The organism is uncultured Nostoc sp. (assembly GCF_964245575.1).
In the GTDB taxonomy this organism is placed as follows: domain Bacteria; phylum Cyanobacteriota; class Cyanobacteriia; order Cyanobacteriales; family Nostocaceae; genus Nostoc.
This window is the reverse complement of the sequence record NZ_CAXTNP010000190.1, coordinates 1-16,062: the sequence shown is the minus strand read 5'-3', so window position 1 is coordinate 16,062 and position 16,062 is coordinate 1. Positions and strand designations below refer to the sequence as shown.

The 16,062-nt window shown below is 41.5% G+C and carries 16 protein-coding genes; 4 read left to right on the top strand and 12 right to left on the bottom strand.

Annotation, left to right across the window (positions count from 1 at the left end; translation table 11 throughout):
- Positions 1 to 378: 378 nt before the first annotated feature.
- Complete coding sequence (locus tag ACFFAP_RS25660; RefSeq protein ID WP_375513865.1) at positions 379 to 831, bottom strand: Hsp20/alpha crystallin family protein; 453 nt, start codon at positions 829 to 831, stop codon at positions 379 to 381.
- Positions 832 to 1,360: 529 nt separating this feature from the next.
- Between ACFFAP_RS25660 and ACFFAP_RS25655 the strand changes: the two genes are divergently transcribed.
- On the top strand, positions 1,361 to 1,756 hold the full coding sequence (locus ACFFAP_RS25655; RefSeq protein ID WP_375513864.1) for a hypothetical protein: 396 nt from the start codon (positions 1,361 to 1,363) through the stop codon (positions 1,754 to 1,756).
- A 520-nt stretch (positions 1,757 to 2,276) separates the two neighbouring features.
- The gene (locus ACFFAP_RS25650; protein WP_375513863.1) at positions 2,277 to 3,005 is read left to right on the top strand and encodes a hypothetical protein; all 729 of its coding nucleotides are present in this window, start codon (positions 2,277 to 2,279) and stop codon (positions 3,003 to 3,005) included.
- 58 nt (positions 3,006 to 3,063) lie between these two features.
- On the opposite strand, the gene ACFFAP_RS25645 is transcribed toward ACFFAP_RS25650, so the two are convergent.
- From ACFFAP_RS25645 to surE, 4 genes are all read right to left on the bottom strand, one after another.
- On the bottom strand, positions 3,064 to 3,840 hold the full coding sequence (locus ACFFAP_RS25645) for an MGMT family protein (RefSeq protein ID WP_375513862.1): 777 nt from the start codon (positions 3,838 to 3,840) through the stop codon (positions 3,064 to 3,066).
- A gap of 30 nt (positions 3,841 to 3,870) precedes the next feature.
- Positions 3,871 to 4,518, bottom strand: coding sequence for a PAP/fibrillin family protein (locus tag ACFFAP_RS25640; RefSeq protein WP_375513861.1), 648 nt, complete (start codon positions 4,516 to 4,518; stop codon positions 3,871 to 3,873).
- A gap of 87 nt (positions 4,519 to 4,605) precedes the next feature.
- Positions 4,606 to 5,229, bottom strand: coding sequence for a hypothetical protein (locus ACFFAP_RS25635; RefSeq protein WP_375513860.1), 624 nt, complete (start codon positions 5,227 to 5,229; stop codon positions 4,606 to 4,608).
- 509 nt (positions 5,230 to 5,738) lie between these two features.
- A complete protein-coding gene (gene surE, locus ACFFAP_RS25630; RefSeq protein WP_375513859.1) occupies positions 5,739 to 6,419 on the bottom strand; it encodes a 5'/3'-nucleotidase SurE in 681 nt (226 codons plus the stop codon).
- Positions 6,420 to 6,805: 386 nt separating this feature from the next.
- Between surE and psb32 the strand changes: the two genes are divergently transcribed.
- Entirely contained in the window at positions 6,806 to 7,543 is a 738-nt protein-coding gene (gene psb32, locus ACFFAP_RS25625) for a photosystem II repair protein Psb32 (protein WP_375513858.1), read from the top strand.
- Between the two features lie 77 nt (positions 7,544 to 7,620).
- Here the strand turns inward: psb32 and ACFFAP_RS25620 are convergent, their stop codons facing one another.
- The 4 genes from ACFFAP_RS25620 to ACFFAP_RS25605 all read right to left on the bottom strand — a co-directional run bounded on the left by ACFFAP_RS25620 (position 7,621) and on the right by ACFFAP_RS25605 (position 10,785).
- Positions 7,621 to 8,004: a DUF4346 domain-containing protein gene (locus ACFFAP_RS25620; protein WP_375513857.1), complete on the bottom strand. Its 384-nt coding sequence runs from the start codon at positions 8,002 to 8,004 to the stop codon at positions 7,621 to 7,623.
- 139 nt (positions 8,005 to 8,143) lie between these two features.
- Positions 8,144 to 8,632 (bottom strand): pentapeptide repeat-containing protein, encoded by a 489-nt coding sequence (locus ACFFAP_RS25615; protein WP_375513856.1) that lies wholly within the window; start codon positions 8,630 to 8,632, stop codon positions 8,144 to 8,146.
- Between the two features lie 61 nt (positions 8,633 to 8,693).
- Positions 8,694 to 9,872: a GNAT family N-acetyltransferase gene (locus ACFFAP_RS25610; protein ID WP_375513855.1), complete on the bottom strand. Its 1,179-nt coding sequence runs from the start codon at positions 9,870 to 9,872 to the stop codon at positions 8,694 to 8,696.
- 172 nt (positions 9,873 to 10,044) lie between these two features.
- Complete coding sequence (locus tag ACFFAP_RS25605) at positions 10,045 to 10,785, bottom strand: RibD family protein (RefSeq protein ID WP_375513854.1); 741 nt, start codon at positions 10,783 to 10,785, stop codon at positions 10,045 to 10,047.
- Between the two features lie 294 nt (positions 10,786 to 11,079).
- On the opposite strand from ACFFAP_RS25605, the gene ACFFAP_RS25600 reads away from it, so the two are divergent.
- A complete protein-coding gene (locus tag ACFFAP_RS25600) occupies positions 11,080 to 13,206 on the top strand; it encodes an ATP-binding protein (protein WP_375513853.1) in 2,127 nt (708 codons plus the stop codon).
- A 43-nt stretch (positions 13,207 to 13,249) separates the two neighbouring features.
- On the opposite strand, the gene ACFFAP_RS25595 is transcribed toward ACFFAP_RS25600, so the two are convergent.
- The 3 genes from ACFFAP_RS25595 to rnc all read right to left on the bottom strand — a co-directional run bounded on the left by ACFFAP_RS25595 (position 13,250) and on the right by rnc (position 16,054).
- On the bottom strand, positions 13,250 to 14,080 hold the full coding sequence (locus tag ACFFAP_RS25595) for a class I SAM-dependent methyltransferase (RefSeq protein WP_375513852.1): 831 nt from the start codon (positions 14,078 to 14,080) through the stop codon (positions 13,250 to 13,252).
- A gap of 3 nt (positions 14,081 to 14,083) precedes the next feature.
- On the bottom strand, positions 14,084 to 15,211 hold the full coding sequence (locus ACFFAP_RS25590; RefSeq protein ID WP_375513851.1) for a Gfo/Idh/MocA family protein: 1,128 nt from the start codon (positions 15,209 to 15,211) through the stop codon (positions 14,084 to 14,086).
- A 123-nt stretch (positions 15,212 to 15,334) separates the two neighbouring features.
- Positions 15,335 to 16,054, bottom strand: a complete 720-nt coding sequence (gene rnc / locus ACFFAP_RS25585; RefSeq protein WP_375513866.1) for a ribonuclease III — start codon at positions 16,052 to 16,054, stop codon at positions 15,335 to 15,337.
- Between the last annotated feature and the right edge of the window lie 8 nt (positions 16,055 to 16,062).

Genomic DNA, 16,062 nt, shown 5'->3' with positions numbered 1-16,062 from the left:
TTATTACTTCAGTAAATCTGATATAACTCATCAGCTTTACTTATTTAAAGGTAAGAAGTGGGTAGACGTAGCCCAGCATCCTTGGGTTCTGTTATTCATCCATACCATTACATATATACATATATAGTAAAATTCCTTTACAAACCTTAAAAGCAAAGGTGATGTCTACGACGGTCACTGAGCTTTGTCGTTCGCGCAGCGTCTCGCAGAGAAGTGCGGGCTGCGCCTACGCTCTCCAGTTCTCTTAGATAATTCATGCACACAGGGCTTACGCGCCTATTGCAGACAATTGTTACAAAAAAGCCTGGTTACTCGCGTAACCAAGCTATTAGCTATCTCAATCAATCAAGAGAGGTAGAGTTGTGCGATCGCAACCCATTAGTTAGCAGGTTGTTCCAAATTAACTTTGACAACTTTATTCTTTTCTTGCTCAGTTTTAGGCAGTGTCAGATTCAAGATGCCGTCTTTATAATCTGCCGTAACGTTAGTATTTTGAATCCGAGCAGATAGAGGAATTACGCGTTGAAATTTACCGTAATGAAACTCACTTCTGGTAACGCCTTTTTCTTCAGTTTTAGTTTCAGACTTCCGCTCCCCGCTAACGTAAACAGCGTTTTCTGTGACTTGCACATCTAAGTCTTTAACTTCTATTCCTGGTAGTTCTAGCTTCAAAAGAATAGCATTTTCAGTTTCTTGTATTTCAGCAGCAGGAACTTTACTCAAGCCTCTGTCCAACAATACAGATGGTACTCTGGTATCTTCAAATAAATTATTGAGTTGACGTTGTAGAGTGTCAATTTCTCTCCAAGAATTCCAACGAACTAATGTCATAACTCTTCCTCGTATCAATTAGCTTTTGTTTAATTAGCTTTGCACTTCAATTGGTGCTTACATATTTATCTTACGTAAAGTTAAACCTACTATAAATTCGGTTATTAACACCAACTAATTGATGATTTCCGTCCCAAATTAGACATGAAAAAAGTTACGGTTTACCCTAATTTGTATGTTCGGTAAATCCGAATATACAAATAGATTCAATCATAGTTAACCAACAAATCTGCTATTGAAGGATATAGTACAGAAATGCGATTTCTGGGTTGGGCTACCCCTGCAACTGAGTAACAGCGCTGCATAAATTTTTAGATTGCCTCAGTTAAATATATATCTGTTCAAGTTTGTCCTGAACTTTGCTCTCGATTTATTTTTTCAGTTCTTGCACTCAATTAGCTCACCCGAATGGGTGAGGAATAAACCAACCGTTTAGGTGACCTGAGTGCAGGAAGTTGAGACTGATAAAAAATAAGACTCTATTACTCAAGAACACTAATTGCACTTTAATCTAACTAAGGATAACCCTATGAAACTCTCCATTTTGATTGATTCTGTACTGATTGTTGCTTCTATTGCTTTATTACCTGGAATCAATAGCGCTCAAACAGCTATTAACAATAGTGGCGAACCTATAGCTATGAACTCTAACAATTTATTCACTCATTCTACGAACGTCACCTACCTCAAACCTTTTGATGCTGCATTTCTAGCTTATCAAGGTAACCTGAAAGCACAGGGTATTCCTAGTGGTAGTGCTTTGGTTTCTCAATACCAAATAGGAAGCCTGACTGCACTAGATGTGGTTAAAGCTGCTGTCAACGCTAAAAAGTTACCAGTACAAGCTTTGAATGATACAGGTTACCTAAATGCTGTCGAGTCGCAGCTGACATCATTCGGCAACACTAATGATTTATCTTACTAAGTACAGCGTTGGAGAGATTCGTAACGGATTTATAAAATGCTTTACTATCATCTCGTTGCTTTGACAAGAAAATGCTTCACAAAGAAGGAAAAGCTGCTGTCTTCCCTTAATCACCATCCCATTGCCAAAAATTACTTTAACCCCTTTAACCTTGGAGGGGTTTTTTATTGGTGTTACGCTTGCTCTAGAGTCGCCCCCTTTCTCCAACGCACCTTTTCATATTTAACGCGATCGCCCCTCGCCCCGCTTCGCACAGTGCGTTCAAGGCTAGCGTTTATTTCTGGAATGCCTTTATAGCAATAGTTTTATCATGAACCATTAGATTACCCTGTGCGTAGGCGTAGCCCGTTGAAAACATCGCTTCCACAGTCGCATACCATATCACACGCCTGGAAAAAATGGTCGGCTAATAAATTATTTACTGTTCTATCAAATTAACGTTGTTAAGTTACTCAGCAGGTGTAGTTTTCACCTCCAGGCTGTGTTAGATATTGTGACGTGAAACAGGAGTATAGATACGTTGCTAAAGCTTTCTCCAGAATCTCCTCTATTTATTGTATTAATTATTATTAGTTTTCTAGTAGTAACTTTGTCAACTTGGTTATCATCTAAACCATTCGTTTTAAAACCATTTGGGCTTAATGATATTATCCAGTTACTCACCTTACAATTATTTATTTCTTTGTTACTAGAGCGTTCTTTAGAAGTTTTTATAACTACTTGGCGGGGCCCATTCGTTGAACAATTAGATATTAGTATTCAGCAAAAAAAGGCTCTCCTCTCGGAAAAGATAAGACTTATGGAAGCACAACAAAAACAATATCTTTCTTTAGAATCCAATCAAATCAGTGGACTCCCACCTGAAGGAATGAGTTTAGAGCAGCAAATCATCCAAAACTTTACCCAAAACCAACAAGAACCATTAAAAATATTCAAGCCACAAATTGATGATATAAATGAAAAAGAGCAGCAAAAGACAGCATATAAATCTGATACAAGAATAATTGCTCTATGGACATCCCTTTTATTCGGTCTTTTAATGAGTGCAATAGGTATTCGCTCAATCGAGCCACTTGTAGTTATTGATTTAGGTAATCCAATACAAGTAATTATTTTCCGTTGTTTAGATGCATTGCTGACAGGAGGTTTAATTGCAGGAGGTAGCGAGGGAATTCATAAGCTAATAAAAGTTTTTATCGACTTTATGGAAGCTACATCTAAACAAATAAAAAATCAGGGTTCATCTTGATTAAATAAAACATTTTTTCTACCAAATATTGCAAATACCATGAAAATTACAGTAATGTCTATTCTAAATAAATAGTGTCATCTTCCCATAGATAATCTTTAATATCTACAAAACTTGTGTTGAAATTATTTAATAAATCTGCTTCAGTTAAAACTCTCACTCCTTCATTTTCCAACTTATTTTTTTGTTGGCTAACATAATTTATCAAATGACATTTAGAGTCTAATATTCTATGTACTGGATAATCAGCATCTGATGTTTTTTTCAGGTATGTAGGAATAGCTCTTAAATAGCTATTATCTACTCCCATACCTTTGATTATTTGTTTATATGTAACTATTTTTCCACGTGGGATTTTGATGATAAAATTTAGGAATCGTTGATATGGATTTTCAGATAATGCTGGAAATTTATTAGCTTGAATCTGAAAACTACTACCAACCTGGATTTTACCTGATTTAATAACTACGCCTAAAATTCCTCTTTTTCCTTGGATGCTTTTTAATGATTCTACCAAGTGGGCTATTCGCTTACAAGGTTCGCAGTGAAAAGTTAGACGAATTGCCGCACCACTTTCAAAGGTTAGCACAGAACCAGGGATAAAATTATCAAATTCTATACCTGTAACCACAATATTTTCTCGTAATTCTCCTGGTTTAATTGATAAATCTAAAATGTCTTCATACCTAACAATTAAAACTTGCCTTGGACTTATAGGATCGGCATTAATATCTCCTTCTATACCATGACCTACCTTTAAATTTAATGTTTTAAGCTCTACCATCGCAAAACCTGGTTTTACTTTGGTGAAAAGATGCATTATTGAGAGAGCCATATTCATTCAGCGGCGCGACAAATTACAAATTTAGGAGGTGAAGTCAGGTAAATCTGATGATTTACTAAGAATGAATAAACTTCCATCTCCTCCACGTCCAATTCTTAAGGTTTCATCTAAGTAAGTAATGTCCAGTGTAGCAGTTCTGCTAGTAGGATTATTAGCTGGGACAACCTTAAATGGGTTGAGTTGGGGGGTATTAATGCCAGCAATCTTCTCAATCGATAGGTAGCGTTTATCAAAATAAACATTGAGGCGTTTGTTCGGTAGAGGCTCTAAATTTTCTTTGGCTGGCTCAAAGCTAGCTGTTACTTTGACATATCCCGATACTAGCCCTAGAGAATGTTTAACTTTAGCTAGATTGAAAAATAATTTATTTGCAACATCAATCACTTGATAAACTTTACCCAGTTTTAATCCTAATGGGAGAGAAACTAAAGTACGGATTTCTCTGGCAGTAGAGTATTGCAGTTGCCAAGTTCCCTCCAACAAAGAAGTAGCATAGAGAAGAGGATTGAGATTGGGATTGACACTCTCTAGTTCCGTCGTCAATTGTTCAATTTCTTCGGCTAAGGTTTTATCTAGCTGCAAATCAGTAATGGGAGAGCCATCGCTCTTGGTTTGAATCTTCTCAAGCGTGGTTTGTAATTTTTCCTTAATTAAAAGTTGATTGTTCAATGGTTTAAAATTTTCCTTTACATATCCTATTGTTTTAGTTCAACTTTTATGTGGTAAGTGCAGAAAAGTTGAATTATCTAGATGAGATTAGTCAATGAGTTGTGGAGTGGGAATTTGCGTATCAATATCTGCTTGAGAGAAAGTCGGGAGTAACCAGCTGCTCTCACCCGCCTTAAATACTTTGGCGGGTTCAACATTCAATTCAATCGCACCAGTCACTGGATTGGTTCTTGCAATAGACTGTGTACCATCCACAAACTTGACGGCGATTGGTTGGGTTAGTTCTTGTGGTTGAGCGTTCGGGCCTAGAACCACTTGAGAACCTGCGGGTAAGTAAATGCCATCACAATCCCAATCATCATCTGTGATTGTTCCTGCGCCCAAAAAGTAGAGTTGGGTTGGAGATTTTTTTGGTTTATTGGCATAGACAGCCAACGTCTTTCCAGTTTCATTGCGGCACTGCGCCCGCTTTCTAGCTGTTTCTATGACATTTTTCTGAAGCTGCAATTGTGCCAGTCGCTTCTGGAATTGCTCAGGTGTATAACCAGCTTGCTCAGGTGTATCTTTTACAGTTAAAAGTTGATTGAGCGCCTGAGTTACCTCAGCATAATCAGCCCCCTTAGTAAAATCCTTACCTGCCCAAGAGGGTTGAGCAATTAACAGGTTTACCGTCAACACGAGAACGACAAGAACAATTTTGAGAAACTGCATATTTTTCTGCTTTTTTTAAAATTAGTGTTCAGTGCTACTGAAACTTTAGCAGGTTTCAAAACCGGAGAACCCCACCCCGCCAAAGCTGTGCTTTGTCTCCCTGCCCCTAATCCCCTGAGGGGGCCCCGAGTTCCAAAGCAGGCGGGGAGGGGTTCTTTTATTTTGGTAGGACTTACGCAAAAGTACACGCCGTAGGGGCAATACCCTGCCTTAAGCCCTCCGGGTTCGGGGGTGACGCTTGATGACTCGCTTATAGCGTTGCCATGCCGCAGGCTTTACGCTGCGCTATCGCTGCACTAACGACAGGAACCGCCATCGCGCAGCGTCTCGTAGAGAAGACTGCGCCCCCTCACCGCTTTGCGTCTACATGAATTGCCCTAAAAAGAAAATAAGAGTTTCGGCTATTGTTTGCGTAAGTCCTGTTTGGGTAATTTGGCTGACACGATATGATTTTTAATTCGTAATAGCCTAAAAGATGGTAACAATTAACTAGTAACTGATAGCTGATGTCAAACTCTTAACTGAGTTACCGCGATATTGCCGGAAAAACATACATCGACATCGCTACCAGGAGTGCGATCGCGTTTGCCATATTCGCCTACATAATAAAAATTATCGCCTTCAATTCGATAGTTTACTGGCAAAGGTCTGGTACAGGCTTGGCAAAACACCATATTCGGATCTGGTTCTCCTGGTTGCAGATGCGGCAAGTTCACATTCCAAAAGCTTCCCGGTTCTAGGGGACGCTGGAGTAAGTCTTCTATTACTTCATCTGTGAATTTGGCGGCCAGATCCCAATCAAAATTCTGCTTGGCTTTGCGATATTGAGAAATGGCAATTCCAGGAATACCGTGCATTGCGGCTTCCCGCACAGCAGCCACTGTGCCAGAAATGTAGGAATCGACTCCCAAGTTGCCCCCAGCGTTGATACCTGAAACCACAAATTTGACATCTGCGGAAATTTGTGTTAGGGCAATTCTCACACAATCGGCAGGAGTGCCTGCGATCGCATACTCAGTCTCAGAACGTCGCTGGAGGTTGATGGCACGAGTGGTGGTAACTTGATGTCCACAGCCAGACTGATGATCAGCAGGAGCAGCGATAATAGCATTTTTGCCGTTTACAGCTTTGATCAGCGCTCGGATACCGGGGGCATCAATGCCGTCGTCGTTAGTTAAAATTATGGTCATGTATATATTATATTGATAGAAATTTAGCTAAAATATCCGAAAAATGCAGATATAAACCCATCAATGGGTACAGTAGAAAAAGCTACTTGCAGATATGAAAAAAATATGCTAGATTCTGCCAAAAATATTGATTATACGATATCATTTCTAGATGGTTTGCAAATTCCGCCCTAAGTTTTTGGGTTAATTCCCAAAATGGGCGGTATTTCTTGTCAATTTAATGCTTGCAACCGCCTTCAGAACAAGTTTGTGCAATCAAAAAATCCCGTAAAATATATATCTACTGGCAGTAGCAGAAACTTGATACTGGAGAAAACCGGAAACTAGGTGATTTTTGCAGTGGTTCTGTAGTATTTTTGGTGCAAGTCTGTCTTAGGGATCACACGATGAAACAGCTCCTCAAACAAGTATTTAACAGTCAAAAACATCTCATCCGGCTAATTCTTCCTTTGGTGACGGTTATTTTAGCAGCTTCGCTGTTTGCCACACCTGCTTTTGCCACAGGTGTGGATCAAATACCCAACCTCACAGCAGGGAATAATACCTGGGTTTTGGATCAAGGTGAAGTCATCAGCCGTCTGAATGAAGGTAAGATTAACAGCGCTTTCGAGGATTTGGCCAAGCAAACAGATAAGGAAGTTAGAATTGTTACTGTTCGCCGCCTCGACTACGGTGAGACACCAGAAAGCTTCACCAAAGAACTGTTTGAAAAATGGTTTCCCACAAAACAAGCCCAAGCTAATCAAACCTTATTGGTTATTGATACGGTTACTAATGGTACTGCCATTATTACTGGAGATCAAGTCAAGCCAATGCTTACTGACTCTATTGCTGAGAGTGTAGCTAGTGAAACAGTAAGTGTGCCATTACGCAATGGTAACAAATACAATCAGGCATTTCTAGATGCAAGCGATCGCCTTGTCGCTGTCCTCTCTGGCAAAGCCGATCCAGGCCCACCCCAAATCACTGAGAATGTGCAGGTAGAAGCCACCTTCAAGAAAGCAGGAGAAACTAACCAAGGTAACGCTACTGCTTGGGTAGTAGGATTGTTAATTGCCGCCACCGTTATTCCAATGGCGACTTACTATATCTATCAGATAAATCAGCCATCATCTGATGGGTAATGGGAAAATTCAAAGTGGAGTTAGGAGTTATGAATTTTTAACTCTTAACTCTTAACTTCTAACTCCTAACTTTTAACTTAATCTTGAACATACTCTTGCTCTTTGACTAAAGCTACCTCAGCCCGAACAAATTCTCGACCCAAATAAGCTGCATGATTTAATTGAGTTACAGGAGAGGGCTGAGTTTCTTCAAAAATCTTCACGCAAAGTTCTTTCGCCGTCCTCGCACTAAAAACTGTCGTATGAGTGCGTTCTACCTTTTCTCGCGCCGGAATTACCTTTCCTGTTTCGGGATCGACAGCTAAACCGCGATCGTCAATCACATTTGTAAAATGCTTGGCATAAATTAACCCTGCGTCTCGATCTAAGTAAATAATGAAATATCCACCAGGATCAAGGTCAATATGACGCTGGGAAAGTTTATCATCAATTGCGGCTAAATCTTTAACTATTAAATCCATAAGCATTATAAAAAGAAAATTTCTTTATTGAGGGTTTTTACACTCTATATCAAGTGTAATTCCTATTTCCCTTAGTCTTCTTGATATCTTTCAGATATTTTTGATTCCTTTTACTTAAAAGAAAATCAGAGAATTAGACTCAATTATTCCGAATAGTGCCATCTGGCATGATAGTGTTACGAAAAGTAGTGCAACGCAAATTAGCTCCTTCCAAATTAGCTCCAGTCAAATCAGCTTCCCAGAAGTCGCATCCCCCCAAATCAGTTACGCTCAAGTTAGCCCCTATTAAATTAGCCTTATGGAAGCTAGTGTTGTGAAATCTCGCTCCTCTAAAGTCGGTATTAGTCAGGTTAGCAACATTGATGCTGGCACGTCGCAAGTCTGCTCCTCTAAGATCGGCTTCGGTCAAATCGGCACTATTGAGACAGGCTTCAAACAATTTGGCATTAACTAAACTGACTGCTTTGAAAATAGCACGAGCAAGATAGAACTCCTCCATATTATTCCCAGTCAAGTCAGTGCCACTCAGGTCAATCCCCGACAGATCTATGTCCAACTTGACTCCGGCAAAGTTTCTTTCCCCAGCAGCATATCTTCTAATTAACTCATCACGATTCACACGCTCCATAAATATTTTCCTGAACTTATTAGGACTTACGCGGTGATGTTACGAAAGTAGTTCCTTTTGCTCAAGTATTTTTCTCACTAAATGGCAACTCTGCATTAATTGCTTCAATCTGCTGCTGTTCGAGTTGATTCACTTCCTTAATATAGGGAAGTAAAATTTGTCCTAAACGATTATTGTAAAAGCGATGCAGACTGTGATTGGGCATAGCGGGGAAACCTCGCCGTTTTTTGTGTCGCCCGCCCGCGCCAGGGTCAAAAATTTGGATACCGTTAGCGATCGCCCACTCAATCGGCGCATAATAGCAAGCATCAAAATGTAAGCAATCTATTTCTTGAAAACTCCCCCAATAGCGTCCATAGAGTTTGTCACCTTTAAATAAACAAAAGGACATTCCTAAAGGATGAGAGTTATCTTCTTCGCTATATGCAGCAACAAATAAGACTCGATGGCGATAATCGGCGTATAACTGCTCAAAAAACCTCCGTGTGAGATACTTGCTACCCCACCAGCCAAACTTATCACAGGTGTCAGCATAAAATTGGTGCATCAAGGGAAACAAAGACTGAGGAATTTCATCACCACTCAGGGGTTGTAATCGTAAACCGGCTTTTTCCACAGCTTTGCGTTCCCGCTTGATATTGCGGCGCTGATTGGCGTTGAAAACTTTCAAGTAGTCATCAAAAGTTTTAAACCCAGCATTTTCCCAGACGTAGCTGTGGTGCAGCCAAGTTGTAAAACCATGCCGTTCCAGCATCGGACGCCATTGGGGATCAACATAGAGAAAGTGACACCCAGAAATTCGATTTTTGGAGCAAAAAGTGTCAATTTCATGCACCATGAGCGCGGTGATTTCATCCTCATTTTCTCCTGGGGCAATTAAGAAGCGATAGCCTTCAGCTGGGGTAAATGGTGTCATTCCCAGCAATTTTGGGTAATATTGGACTCCGATGCGATCGGCTAACTCTGCCCATTGGTGATCGAAAATAAATTCACCAGAACTATGTCCTTTGAGATAAAGTGGCGCAGCAGCAATCAGCGTTCTATCTCGCCACAATGTCAAGTGATTCGGCAACCAACCAGCTTTAGCCGTAGCACTATGGGAGGTTTCGAGATTGTTTAGCCACTCCCATTCTAAAAACGGCGTTTTGAGTGGCATTGCCAAAGCATTCCAGGCATTTTGGGGTACTTCAGCAATTTTGTTCGTCCAAACGACAGAATAGCGAGGCTTAAGTTGTTCCACTTTTTAGGGACTGGGGACTAGGGACTAGGGACTAGGGACTGGGGACTGGGGACTAGGGACTAGGGACTGGGGACTGAGGAGTAGGAGAATAAGGAACATACCCCATACCCGATGCCCAATACCCAGTACCCAGTACCCAATCCCCAGTCCCCAATCCTTTATTTAGCGTAATCTAATCTGCTGGTCGTTGCAGGCAATAGTGCAAAAAGACTTCTTGCTCAACTGCATGAACTTCTAGCAGTTGCAGCTTGGGAGCTAAATCGGGTAAAAATCCTTTCCCATCTACGGGTGTGGGTGCGGTATTACCACCTAAAATCAACGGACAGACAGTCAGCCATAATTCATCAATTAAATCTAATCCCAGCAAGGAAGCGATTAATTCACCTCCACCCAAAACCACTAAGCGTGTTATATGTAGAGTGGCAAGATGCTTTAAAGCTGCGGAAATGTCAATTTCTCGCGTTGGTGTTTCAAAAACCAGAATTTGCTCAAATTCTGGAGGGCATTCCTGTGCTTTGGTTCCCAAAGTTGAGGGAAGCGTCCTTAAGCATTCTTTCCATGAAAGTGCTCCTGCTGTTGTTGTGAGTAGCCAACGTCTAACTGGTTGCTTAAAAAAGTTAATGTCCGGATTGAGGTTTGCAGAGTGTGTAGTCACTATATGAACTGGCTGCGAAGGCTTCCCTCCTTGCGCCCGAAGTTGCACTAGAGTTGGATCTGATATAGTAAGTGTTGTTCCGTAGGCCCGGAGAGTGCCAGCACCGAATAAAACCGCATCAGAGGCAGCGATTTGTTTTTCTAAGTGCGCTTTATCAACCCTTGAGCCAAACCGAGCAGGCGATCGCCTAAAATCTGCTATTTTACCATCTGCACTCATTGCTAAAACAACTGTAGTGTGAGGACGATGTTGCAACATTAAATTGATTTGATAGTTTAAATATTTTCTTTGCTAGTGTGGAGATTATCAAAAAAATCTATACCTGCAAGCTACTGTTTTACAATTTCACCCCTGTATTTACATGCAACACCAACCCCTTTTACATCTAGCATATATTAATTTTGGTATACCACGTTTCTTTTTGAATTATAGCAATTTGTTAATTTTAAACATTGAAAATAAAATTCTGATAATTTAAAAAAATGTCTCATCTAGCTCATCTAATTACATATCTTTGCTGTTGTGGTTTGCAGATGCAAAGTGAGACACTCGATGACTAATTCCCGCCAATCTTCCTTTCGTCGAATTTTAGTAACAAGAATACTGCTTCTGTTCGTTCCAGTTTTACTTACAGGCGAGATTGTTGCCTTAAATAAGGCACGTTCTAGCATATTGGGAATTGCACGTCAAAATTTAACAGAAAGCGCCATCAGTAAAGGGGAGAGAATTGAAGATGCGATCGCTATCTTAAGAGCTACTTTACTGAGTGTAAGTAAAACAACGGTGATTCCGTCGGATTCGCCTATACAAGAGCAAGAAATTCTCACGCAGTTAAGGCAACAACTTCCAGCCAGTATTGAATGCATCCAATTAACAAATCTGTTAAGCCAGAAAATAATTGCTAGTAGCTGTGGGGATCAAGCAATTGGAGAATTGACATTATCTTTGCCTAGCGACGGAATTGATGTCAAAACAATCTTTCCGCCAAAGGCAGGAACGACTGGAAAAAGAAACACACAAAATCAATTGCAAGTAGTTTTATCTGCACCAGTCTCCGATAGCCAAAGAAATTTAGTTTACAGCTTAAGTATTCAGTCTGCATTGTACCGACAAACCATAAATCCCCCGGGATCGCTCACAGGCGCTATGGTAGTGATTGCTGAAGATGGTACAATTTTGGCACACCCATTCACAGACTGGGTGGGAACTAATATTAATCAGCACCCAAATGCTTCCCAACTCAAGAGCATAATTAAAAATGCAATTGCGGGACAAAACAATTCGATAAATTTGTCTTTTACACAGGGGAACGAATTAGTAGCTGGTTATACGGCTATTGCAAATCCACTTACCCAACAGCAGCAAAAATGGATAGTCTTAGCTGTTACTAGTGTCGATAATGCACTTTTTGGTTTAGAAGAAATCAAACTAATTCTCATCGTTTTGACAGTTGGTTTGATTGGTGCAAGTTTGTTAGCATCTTTATATTTAGCTCCTTACTTGGCGCGTCCTGTAGAAGAATTGCGAGACTACGCTCTAAATATTCACTCTCACCACGCCGCACAACCAGTTCCGCACAATTTTAAAATCCGAGAATTCAATCAACTGGCCCAAGCATTAGACCAAATGGTAGAACGGCTCAAAGCTGGGTCAGAAGAACTGGAAAGAGCTTGGAAAGAAGCAAAAAGCGCTAACCAGGTTAAAAGCCAGTTTTTGGCTACGACTTCCCATGAATTGAGAAACCCATTACATACTATTATTAACTGTATTCGCCTGGTTGAAGAGGGATTATGTGATAGCCGGGAAGAAGAAATGGAGTTTCTCAAACGTGCTGATGAAACAACGATTCATTTGCTAAATATTATTAATGATTTACTTGACATTTCTAAAATCGAAGCAGGTAAGCTTTCTGTAGTCACCACACCTCTTGACCTCCGGCAAATATTGTTAGAGGTAATTAATTTACAATCAGTTAATGTTCAACAAAAGGGCTTGCAACTGAAATGTGAGTTAGATTCCCAAGCAATACCAATTAAGGCAGATGCAGCAAAACTGAAGCAAGTGCTGATTAATGTTATCGGCAACGCCACTAAGTTCACTGACGCAGGAAGCATCACCATTGCTACAAAAATCCAACATAGTAATGGTAAATCTCAAGTGGTGGTTATAGTTAAAGATACAGGTATAGGAATTGATCCCACTCAACAGCACAAACTATTTCGCCCCTTTGTGATGGTGAATGGCACAACCACGCGCCAGTTTGAAGGGACTGGACTGGGACTAGCAATTTCACGAAACTTAATCGAACTTATGGGAGGTAGCATTACTCTTGAGAGTACGGGACTTCATCAAGGTACGACACTGAAGATTACCTTACCTTTGATTGATATCTCGCTGTTACCTGTTCCCAAGAAAGAAGAAAATGTAGGGGATCTGGGATTTTCCTCTGTGAATGATGCGGCAAAAGCAAGTCACTACCCTAGCCTACAGGAGTCTATGAGAAGTCCTTCCTTGAGTATTAACAAATCTGTAAAAACAGATGTAGACAAAGAGAAGTCCTCGAAGTTCCAGGTGTTACTTGGGAACGAGACTTACGAGATTAGTCTTTCGCCGCAGCAAACTCTCTTGGTAAGTCTTCCAAAAGGGGGAGTTTATGCGAACATCACTTTGAAGAGGTAATTTTGTCAACTACTTCAAGCTATTTAATCAAAGTTGTTCTAGCTCATGGTTTGTAACCTACAGCTAGCATTACAGAAGCGGGAATTTCCACACCACTGTCCGTGGCATACTTTGATGCTCCGTCGATAATAGCATTCTCGATATTGCGCCGTTGCTCAAGGGTTTGCATTGCCAATATCGTGCCAAGACGCGCCGTACTCACAACAACCTTTGCCATCACATCTTCAGGTGTAGAGAAAGTCCATTTCACAGGCAATTCAGTGACAGACACCTCAGTGAATCCCTCAGCGAGCAAGACCCTTTCACATTCGCCTCTTTCGCCAAAGCGGAACAAGGGCGGCCCCGGAGGTAGATCCAGATCCATGCTGCCATAAGTTTGCACTGAACCTAGTATGAGAGCCATAAACGGATTGCACGTTGGCGGTGTCCAACAGGTAAAGGCATAGCGCCCTCCCCGTTTGAGTACGCGAAAGGATTCGGCGATCGCTTGTTCTGGGTTGGGGAAATGCAGGATGCCTAAGCTACAAACGACCGCCTCAAACTGACCCGACTCAAAAGGAAGGTTCTCAGCATCCCCGTTATAAAATGATGCTTGAGGGCATCGCACTCTGGCAATAGCCACCATATTCTCTGCATAGTCCAATCCTGTTACTATAGCCTCCCGCTTTAGTGCTGCGGCACTGAGCCAGCCAGTCCCGCAAGCTACATCCAACAATCTCAAATCACACTTTGCTTCTACAGCATCCAATATGGCTTCATTCACCTGAGAAGTTATAGTAGCGATCGCTTGATCATATTTTTGGGCCACGAGAGAGAATTTGTCACGCTCAAACTGTTTGAATGCATTGTGAACAATGGTTGGATCATCTGTCATTTGTTACTTTTGCTCCTTATCATTCAGAAAAACAGGTTGGCCGCCTTGCTTAAGAGATACTGTTAAAGCAGCAAGAATTTCTACTAACTCAGTGCCTACCCAGCAAGACGAAACCTCTGAGGGAGTATTGTTGAGAACAGAGACAACAAAGCAGGAGCAAACTCGCCCCAATGGTTCCCCTGGCTCTAATTCCAGCACCACCTGCTTTTGATTTACTGGAATAAATTGATTCCCCTGCTGTTCAAACTCACCATATAGTAGGGTGAGAGGCGATGATTGCGACATTTCATCAAAAATCAAACTACCAAGGCTCCCTACAATTCCCAGCCGTCGCTGCTTATCAGGATTTAGCCAGCACAAGTGAATATAAGCTTGAAAGTTATCTGGGTATGTCAGTGTCAGCCATATTAGGTCAGCCAAACCTTGAGATGGGGAGTGTGGAGAGACACGATTAATCGCGTCTGTACTAGGGAGTGGTGAGTGGGTCATTTCCCTACTCCCTACTCCCCACTCCCTACTCCCCTCCCCCTGTAGCCACACTGTCCCCGTTGCTTGTACTTTCACAGGGGTCTGACCTAGCCAAGCGTTAAAGATAGCTATATCGTGAATAGCTAAGTCCCACAGTGCATCAACATCTTGCCGAACAGGCCCCAAATGGGTGCGCGTCGCATAGCCATAGCGTAAATCTCCTAATTTACCCGCTTGTACTACAGTTTTTCCTCGCTCAACTGCTGGATGAAATAAATAAGTGTGGTCAACCATGAGTATTAAATGATGCTGCTCTGCCAAATGGCAAAGTTCCCGACATTCTGCTGGGTTGAGAGTTAGGGGTTTTTCAGCTAAAACATGGTATCCCTCTTGGAGAGCGTCTTTAATTAAAACATAGTGGGTGGTAGCTGGAGTTGCGATCGCCACCCCTGTCAACCCTGGAACTTTCTTTAAATCCTCCCACTGGGTTGTTAAGACTACATTATCATCTAAATTCAACTGCTGTTTTATCGCCGCTAATCGTTCTGGATGGGGGTCTACTACAGCAACTACATCTACTTGGGGATGTGCTAAGAAATTCCGCAGCAGATGCACTCCCCAACGCCCAACTCCGATGACAGCAATCTTAATTTGGTTTGTCATTTGTCATTTGTCATTTGTCATTTGTCATTTGTCATTTGTCATTTGTCATTTGTATACAAAGGACGAGGGACAAATGACCACTGACAATCAACTGATTATCGACTAATCACCCTTCTTTTAAGCTCAGGGTATTTGCGGGTTAGAAATTGCTAAAAAAGCTACTTTAGCTGCTGCTTGTTCTGCGGTTTTGATTGAGCGTCCTTTACCAACTCCTAGCATCTTTCCGTGCAGCCACACTTCAGCCATGAAACGTTCTTGATTGCGGTGCGGTTGAGTGACTTCTACAACGCGATACTCTGGTAAAACTTTAAATTGTGCCTGAGTCCATTCTTGGAGAGCAGCTTTGTAATTAAGTCTGGCAGGATCGAGGCGAATTTCTGTTGTTAGCTGTTGGAAGTGGGGATCTAGCCAAGAGCGGATCAATTCCAGATTTTGAGTACTTAAGTAAAGCGCACCCAGAACTGCTTCAAAAGCATCTGCCAGTCGTGACTCTTGACCAACTCTATCAGCAGTAGCACTACCAGCGACTAGTAAGTATAACTCTAAACCATAAACTCTGGCCAATTGGGCGAGGATGCGATCGCTCACCAACACCGAACGAATTGCCGCAAAATCCCCTACTGGACAATTGGGATAATTTTCCCATAACACAACAGCCGACACCAGCCGCACCACTGCATCGCCAACAAACTCCAGTTGTTCATAATTTGCCGAATCAGAGACAGTGGGATGAGTTAGCGCTAAATCCAGCAATTCCCACTTTATAGGTGCTTCTAGCGACAAACCAAATTTTTGGACTAAACTTTCGAGTTGCCGTTGACGGCGTGGATAAGCGAGGGGCATTACATGAT

What these genes read in the sequence shown, in the direction of transcription:
- ACFFAP_RS25660 (WP_375513865.1), bottom strand. Translation starts at nt 831, where the DNA reads ATGACATTAGTTCGTTGGAATTCTTGGAGAGAAATTGACACTCTACAA.
- ACFFAP_RS25655 (WP_375513864.1), top strand. Translation starts at nt 1,361, where the DNA reads ATGAAACTCTCCATTTTGATTGATTCTGTACTGATTGTTGCTTCTATT.
- ACFFAP_RS25645 (WP_375513862.1), bottom strand. Translation starts at nt 3,840, where the DNA reads ATGGCTCTCTCAATAATGCATCTTTTCACCAAAGTAAAACCAGGTTTT.
- ACFFAP_RS25635 (WP_375513860.1), bottom strand. Translation starts at nt 5,229, where the DNA reads ATGCAGTTTCTCAAAATTGTTCTTGTCGTTCTCGTGTTGACGGTAAAC.
- surE (WP_375513859.1), bottom strand. Translation starts at nt 6,419, where the DNA reads ATGACCATAATTTTAACTAACGACGACGGCATTGATGCCCCCGGTATC.
- psb32 (WP_375513858.1), top strand. Translation starts at nt 6,806, where the DNA reads ATGAAACAGCTCCTCAAACAAGTATTTAACAGTCAAAAACATCTCATC.
- ACFFAP_RS25620 (WP_375513857.1), bottom strand. Translation starts at nt 8,004, where the DNA reads ATGGATTTAATAGTTAAAGATTTAGCCGCAATTGATGATAAACTTTCC.
- ACFFAP_RS25615 (WP_375513856.1), bottom strand. Translation starts at nt 8,632, where the DNA reads ATGGAGCGTGTGAATCGTGATGAGTTAATTAGAAGATATGCTGCTGGG.
- ACFFAP_RS25605 (WP_375513854.1), bottom strand. Translation starts at nt 10,785, where the DNA reads ATGTTGCAACATCGTCCTCACACTACAGTTGTTTTAGCAATGAGTGCA.
- ACFFAP_RS25600 (WP_375513853.1), top strand. Translation starts at nt 11,080, where the DNA reads ATGACTAATTCCCGCCAATCTTCCTTTCGTCGAATTTTAGTAACAAGA.
- ACFFAP_RS25595 (WP_375513852.1), bottom strand. Translation starts at nt 14,080, where the DNA reads ATGACAGATGATCCAACCATTGTTCACAATGCATTCAAACAGTTTGAG.
- ACFFAP_RS25590 (WP_375513851.1), bottom strand. Translation starts at nt 15,211, where the DNA reads ATGACAAACCAAATTAAGATTGCTGTCATCGGAGTTGGGCGTTGGGGA.
- rnc (WP_375513866.1), bottom strand. Translation starts at nt 16,054, where the DNA reads ATGCCCCTCGCTTATCCACGCCGTCAACGGCAACTCGAAAGTTTAGTC.